The sequence below is a fragment of the Streptomyces sp. NPDC096040 genome (assembly GCF_040303265.1).
Classification (GTDB): Bacteria; Actinomycetota; Actinomycetes; order Streptomycetales; family Streptomycetaceae; genus Streptomyces.
Window position 1 is genome coordinate 1 of record NZ_JBEOTA010000084.1, and the last position, 3,401, is coordinate 3,401.

At 66.6% G+C, this 3,401-nt stretch carries 3 protein-coding genes; 1 reads left to right on the forward strand and 2 read right to left on the reverse strand.

Features of this window, described 5'->3' with window-relative positions; translation table 11 throughout:
* Positions 1-60 precede the first annotated feature (60 nt).
* A complete protein-coding gene (locus ABTY98_RS42010; RefSeq protein WP_352226449.1) occupies positions 61-453 on the forward strand; it encodes an SAVED domain-containing protein in 393 nt (130 codons plus the stop codon).
* A gap of 280 nt (positions 454-733) precedes the next feature.
* On the opposite strand, the gene ABTY98_RS42015 is transcribed toward ABTY98_RS42010, so the two are convergent.
* A complete protein-coding gene (locus ABTY98_RS42015) occupies positions 734-2,053 on the reverse strand; it encodes a hypothetical protein (protein WP_352226447.1) in 1,320 nt (439 codons plus the stop codon).
* Between the two features lie 871 nt (positions 2,054-2,924).
* Positions 2,925-3,308 (reverse strand): RNaseH domain-containing protein, encoded by a 384-nt coding sequence (locus tag ABTY98_RS42020; RefSeq protein ID WP_352226448.1) that lies wholly within the window; start codon positions 3,306-3,308, stop codon positions 2,925-2,927.
* Positions 3,309-3,401: the final 93 nt, after the last annotated feature.

Sequence of the window (3,401 nt, forward strand, 5' to 3'; positions counted from 1 at the left end):
CTACGTCACACCGCCCGCGACTGGCGAAGGTCCCTGGCCGCCCTCGGCCTCACCGGATGAATCCGGACAGACCTCGATCATGCAAGGGACCCTGCCCCTGACGCCTCTGACGGAGTGCTGATATTGAACATCTCCGGATCGATCCAGGCAGAAGAGCTACCCCAACAGCTTGCTTTGCTTCCGCGCTGGACGATTCACCCGCACGACGTCACCCCGTCCGTCGATGCAATCAATTCCGTTCCCACGCTCAACGAGTTCACCTCGGTGCTCCGGCAACTGCTCTCCGAGCTGGAGGCCAACCACAAGAACCTACGACGACTGCACGTACTGGCAGCTATGCCCGTTTCGGCTGCGGTGACGCTCGGCCGTGTCCACGATGCCAACGTTCACCCCGACCTAGTCATCTATGACCGCACCGCCGGCCAATACACTGCAGCGTTGCGCATCTCTTGACGATCACGCACAAGGCGGCAAAACCTGCCGCAATGATTGCGTGCCCCAACTGCCGTGCGATCAGGACCCGCCTACCGTGACCGCCGAGTTCCGCTGCCGCGGTGACCGCATCCCCACATGGCCAGCCTTCTCCATACCGAGCGGGCCACCGAAGAGTGCTGACCGAGCCGGCGGCGCGCCAATACCCCGCCGCTCTCCCCGGGACCGGCAGCTCAAGTCCGCTTCTTGCCGTGGTGAGGGCGGATCCACCGGTTCACGGTCGGCCCCACCCCTCACATTCTCAGGCCGTTAGACCGCCCCTGCGTTCCCGCGTACGCTCGGCCTGGGTCGTGTCGTCGCCGATGAGGCCGGCGAAGACCAGTGCGCGTGAGCCGTCGAGACTGGCCTTGATCTGGGCCTGGATGATGTCACTGGCCCTGCCACGGGTTCCGATCCAGCCGTCCTGCACGAGTTGGGTGAAGGTCGTGTTGTCGAGATACCGGGGCACCGTGTGGTAGCCGAACAGCTCACCCCCTTTCGGACCGGTGGCCAGTCCGGGCCGCCCTCGCAGCCACTCGACGTGTTCGCGCGTGAGGTACATCCCGCCGATCAGCGCATCTCCCTTCGGCGCCACTTGTTCGGACTTGCAGAACTTGATCCAACATGGCTGGTGAACGAAGCGGTAATCGGCCGGCGGATCCTGTTCCAGCCGCATACACGCCTCTTCTACCTGCCTCATGCGCTTGAGCTGGTCGTCAAGATCACCGTCCGGCCGATATCCCCACTCGCTGCGCCCGGCTCCGACCTGGACCATCTTCTTGTACTGGACAAGGATGAAGCTGTCCCGGCTCACATGGTGATAGATCAGGTCGACCCCCAGCGTGTCCTCAGCCGGCAGGCGGTTCACGTTGGCGATGAACAGTTGCTGGTCGCCCTTGTGGAATACACGCTTCGCGAGATGCTCCGCGTCACTTCCGATCCAGTCAGAGAAGCGTTGCGCATCGTGAGCGACGAGGTGGTCCTCGTGCGCCGGATGTCCCGGCAGGGTGGCGAGGACGGGGATCTGATCCCCGCCCTCTTCCGGGAACTTCGCCTCTTCAATGATGCTCCGGTCGAATCCGCCCAGTTGAAGTGCCAGTCCGGTGGCATCTCTCTGCTCCAGGAACAGCTCCCGCACTCTGCCGAGGATCCGGACGCCGCCCACCCTTTCCTGTAACTGGGCGATGACCGCGGCCAGATCCGCGCGGAGCGTGGTAAGAGCGTTCAGCAACTCTTCGCCGGACCGCTTCGTCAGCACGCCGGTCCGGTCGACTGCATCCCTGTGTCGGAGCGGAAGCTGGTCGGACAAATCGTCCATCGGGACCGGAGGCGCGACTCGATGGAGTTGAGTCACCTCGACCACACGCCGGAAGGTCCCGGCGGGGCGACCGCACCGGGCCTGCCCCACGTATTCGACTCGCGGTCGACCGCTCTCCTGCCCGGTCACCACCAGGACGACATGTCTGCTCTTCCACTCGTCCCGTTCACCGACCGACTCCCAGCCGGCATCGAGTTGCTCCTGCCGCTTCCGGCTGCCGAGGAACTTGGCCTCGCCTGGGGTGCACCGCAGTATCGCCACCATTCGATCACCGTACGCCGCCCTTCCTGCGGATTGCCACGACTCGTCGCCAGCATCGGATACATCGCCAACCCTTGGGAGAGCAGCGGGAATCGGACCTTGGCACTCCGCACCTCATACGGGCGTCCCTGCTCTCTCCGATCGACGCCCGCGACCGCTCTGCCACTCCGTACGACCCGAAGAACAACACCTCCTGCGCTCGCCACTTTCGGTCCTGGCCTACCGCGTCTTGGTGCGCGCTCCACAGCCCCCAGCCGACCCCGGCCACCAGGACCGGCCACACCGCCGTCCAGTTCCCCGGCAGCCACACCGCGGCGACCACCGCCGCGACGATGCCCCAGCCCTGCAGTTGCCGACGCGTACGCTTCCTCAACCGCCAGCGCCGTCGTCGTCGTGTTGCCATCTGTCCCCCACTCCCGGCCCGTGATCCGCAGTGTGAAAGCCCCGCCGGGCCCTCGCTACACCGGCGGATGCCGCTGGGGCGTTCAGTCGAGCAGCCCCGCCGCCCGCTACCAGCTCCATCCCGCCGACAGCCCCGTGCACGCGCCTTACACCGGCCCCGCCCCGGAGGCAGCGCTCCAGGACGCGGCCCGGCGAGACAACCGACGGCGCCGCGCGGAGGCCACCGCCGTAGCAAGAGCGGTGTCGCGTCCGATCCGCTGCCCATGAAGTCATCGGCATCACCGCGGGTGCCGGCGCCCGGTCCCCGGCTTTCCGCCCTCAAATCGGAGATCGAGCCCGCCGATACCGACGGTGCCTCCTCGAAGGGAACCGGCCGTGCATCACCGGCGCAGGGAAGCATGATCGCTGTTCATGGGATGCGCCCCGCCGAACAAGGGCAGCGCCGGTGGGGGTGCCAGCGCTCCCTCACCCCTCAGGGGAACAAGGCGAGCTGTTCGTCCTCCGGTGCTTGCGCGAGGCCGGGATCCTCTGCGTATTCCGGGTCCAGGTCTGCCGGCTCGGTGTCCGTGCCTTCCTCGATCACGCCCAGCGCCGCCGCTACGCGCTGCCCATTGACGTTGCCCGCCGCCTCGGTGGTGGCCAGCTCCTCCAGGGAGGATTCCTCAGCCTCACCCGACTCTGCCTCGGCGACCGTCGGCAGTACGTAGTGCTGGGCGAGGCTCGCCAGGTGCAGGGGCAGGGGGAGGGAGAGTGCGTCCAGGTAGTCGGGGGCTTGGCGCAGCTGGTGCACCGCCAGAGCGAGTGCTTCGGGTGAGTCGCCGGCATCCGCGTGGCAGCCCAGGACTGCGATCTCCACTAGGGCGCGTTCTGGGTTGAGATCACGGGATCGGTCATTCCCGCTCCAGGAGGGCGCTGGCTACGGTAGACCGGTCGCGTGACTCGTGGTGAT

What these genes read in the sequence shown, in the direction of transcription:
- ABTY98_RS42015 (WP_352226447.1), bottom strand. Translation starts at nt 2,053, where the DNA reads ATGGTGGCGATACTGCGGTGCACCCCAGGCGAGGCCAAGTTCCTCGGC.